At 42.9% G+C, this 3263-nt stretch carries 3 protein-coding genes; all 3 read left to right on the top strand.

Annotated elements, in window-relative coordinates:
• The coding region (locus tag V7659_RS20140; protein WP_335541731.1) for a gamma-glutamyl-gamma-aminobutyrate hydrolase family protein at positions 1–627 on the top strand (627 nt) is incomplete at its 5' end.
• Positions 628–649: 22 nt separating this feature from the next.
• Complete coding sequence (locus V7659_RS20135; RefSeq protein ID WP_335541729.1) at positions 650–1765, top strand: cysteine desulfurase family protein; 1116 nt, start codon at positions 650–652, stop codon at positions 1763–1765.
• A gap of 279 nt (positions 1766–2044) precedes the next feature.
• Complete coding sequence (locus V7659_RS20130) at positions 2045–3031, top strand: aldo/keto reductase (protein WP_335541728.1); 987 nt, start codon at positions 2045–2047, stop codon at positions 3029–3031.
• Positions 3032–3263 lie beyond the last annotated feature (232 nt).

The raw sequence follows: 3263 nt of genomic DNA, 5'->3' as shown, positions 1-3263 counted from the left end.
GGTGGAATACCTATCGTTCTTCCCTATATTAATCCTGAGATAGCATTAGAAACGATTGCCTTATGCGATGGTATTATCCTCAGCGGAGGAGAGGATGTTGACCCAAAACTTTTTGGCCAGGATCCGCATCAACAATTAGGTCCAACTACTCCAGAGCGGGACGTGGCAGAGATTGCGATGGTGAGATATGCGCTTGAAAACAATATTCCAATCCTTGCCATTTGCAGAGGTGTTCAAATTTTGAATGTTGCTCTTGGCGGTACGTTAATCCAAGACATCCAAAGTCAAGTCCAGGAACCCATCCAACACAACCAGAAAATTGATAGAAGCAGAGATACACACTGGGTGACCATCGCCACAGATAGTAAATTATTTGAAATGGTCGGTTCAGAGCAAGTCCGTGTGAATAGTCTTCATCATCAAGCCATTGATAAGGTAGCCAATGACCTTCGAGTTGTTGCCCGATCATCCGACGGGATTGTTGAAGCAGTGGAGTATATCCATCCATCCACATTTACGGTAGGTGTTCAGTGGCATCCTGAATCGATGGCGAGTACGAACCATGAAATGAATAATGTGTTCAAAGAATTTATAAACAGCTGTGTTAAGGTTCCAGTTTCTATCTAAGGGGAAAGGAATAGATCAATTGATGGAAAAAATTTATCTTGATTACAATGCTAGTACACCGATTGCTCCTGAAGTAGCCGAGGCAATGAAGCCATTGTTAGATCAATTTTATGGGAACCCGTCGGCCTTACACTGGGCAGGGTTACCCGTAAAAGAATTATTACTTCAAGCCCGAGCACAAGTGGCCGAATTAATTGGCTGCTCCCCAAGAGAGGTTATTTTTACAAGCGGGGGCAGTGAAGCCAATAACCTTGCATTAAAAGGATATTATTTTAAAAATCGGCATAAAGGCAATCATATCATTACTTCCAAAATTGAACATCCTGCGATTATGAATCCTTGCAAATTTCTTGAACAAATTGGGGCAAAGGTCACATATGTAGACGTTGATCGGGATGGGAAGGTTACACTAGAAGCAATAAAAAAAGAAATTACCAAAGAAACCATTTTGATTTCAATTATGCACTCAAATAATGAAACTGGTACTTTGCAGCCAATAAAGGAGATAGGGGAATTAGCTCAACAACTTGGGCTTGTTTTTCATACGGATGCTTCCCAATCGGTCGGAAAAGTTCCGGTGAATGTGAATGATTTGAAAGTGGATATGCTAACGATTGCCGGCCATAAACTTTATGCACCAAAAGGAATTGGCGCGTTGTATATTCGAGAGGGAATCCATCTGGAACCACTTATCCATGGAGCGGGCCATGAGTTTGGCCTTAGGGCAGGTACCGAAAATACTTTATTGGCGGTGGGCTTAGGAAAGGCCTGTGAGATGGCTAAACAATACGTGGAAGATTGTGGAATAAAAGATTTAACCGATTATTTTTGGATGCAATTAAAGGAGAACTTCGGCAATCAGATAGTATTGAATGGCCATTCGGAGGACCATCTGCCGAATACTTTGAATGTCAGCTTTGTAGGAAGAGTTGGTCAAGAGCTTTTAGATGCGATCCCTAAGTTAGCTGCTTCCACAGGATCAGCCTGTCACGCCGGCAGTATTGAATTATCCCCAGTTTTAAAGGAAATGGGTGTTTCTGAAGAAGTTGGAATGGGTGCCATCCGCTTTAGTATAGGAAGGTATACGACAAAAGACGAGATTGACCAAGTTTTGGAATCGATTAAAGGGATTCTGTGAAATGAAATAAAGGAAGAGGACTAGCTCATAAGAGTTAGTCCTTTTTTGTGGGTGGGGTGGCTGTCCTATCTTACCAAGACTAGACATATAATGAATTAAGAAAGTAAAGAAGCTTCAAATTAGTGTTTCATTGGTGGAAAATCCACTAATGAGGGATAATATGTAAATACTGTCTAATCCTTACATAAATAAAGGGATCTCGGTTAAAAGAATGGAAACATGTACAGCATAAATACGTTGTTGTCACGAAAAAGGATAATCATGAGAGGATGATAAAGGATGCAAAAAAGAATGTTAGGGAAATCGGGGCTTGAAGTATCGGCACTTGGTCTCGGTTGTATGGGGATGTCAGACTTTTACAGCGGGAGGAATGACGATGAATCAATTAGAACGATCCATCGTGCCCTTGAAATGGGTATTACCCTTCTCGATACAGCTGATATGTACGGTGTCGGAATGAATGAAGAATTGGTTGGAAAAGCCATCAAAGAACAACGTAATCAAGTGGTTATTGCCACTAAATTTGGAAATGTACGAGCAGAGGACGGGGTATTTTTAGGAATAAATGGCCGTCCAGAATATGTAAAAAAGGCATGCGAAGCGAGTCTTCGCCGTTTGGGTGTGGATCATATCGACCTCTACTATCAGCATCGAGTCGACCCCAACACACCAATTGAAGAAACCGTCGGAGCGATGGCCGATTTAATTCAAGAAGGGAAAGTTCGCTATTTAGGGCTTTCGGAAGCCTCTGCGGCAACGATTCGCCGGGCAAATGCAGTCCATCCAATTACAGCTGTACAAACAGAGTACTCTCTTTGGAGCCGGGATGTAGAAGATGAGATTCTACCCGCATGCAGGGAACTCGGGATCGGGTTTGTCCCTTACAGTCCATTAGGAAGAGGATTTCTTACAGGACAAATACAAAAGTTTGAGGACTTAGCAGTGGATGACTATCGTCGATTATCACCTCGTTTTCAGGGGGAAAACTTCCAAAAAAATCTGGAACTGGTTCAGAAGATAAATGAAATAGCCCGTGAAAAAGACTGCCAGCCTTCCCAACTTGCGCTTGCATGGTTACTTAAACAAGGGGATGATATTGTTCCAATCCCAGGGACAAAGAGAATCAAGTATCTAGAAGAAAATGTTGGTGCACTTCAAATAACCTTAACAGCTGCCGATTTAGATCGTATTAATGAAGTTGCCCCACGGGGTGTAGCTGCTGGAGAACGCTACCATCAAGCAGGCATGAAAGGCGTCAATTTGTAAAGTTGATTGACGACCGACCGATGACGTTTCGTCTCATGCTGGTCGCAATAGGCGAGATTGACGACCGACCGACTCCGTTTTGTCTCATGCTGGTCGCCAAAAGGCATAATTGACGACCGACCGACGACGTTTCGTCTAATATCGGTCGCCAATAGCCCCAATTGACGACCGAACTGGCTCCTACCAGCAAACTTTGGTCGTCTATACTTCTTCACCCTATGAAGTGTCACTA

The sequence above is a fragment of the Neobacillus drentensis genome, assembly GCF_036966985.1.
Taxonomy (GTDB): domain Bacteria; phylum Bacillota; class Bacilli; order Bacillales; family Cytobacillaceae; genus Neobacillus; species Neobacillus drentensis_E.
This window is presented reverse-complemented; position numbering and strand designations above follow the sequence as displayed.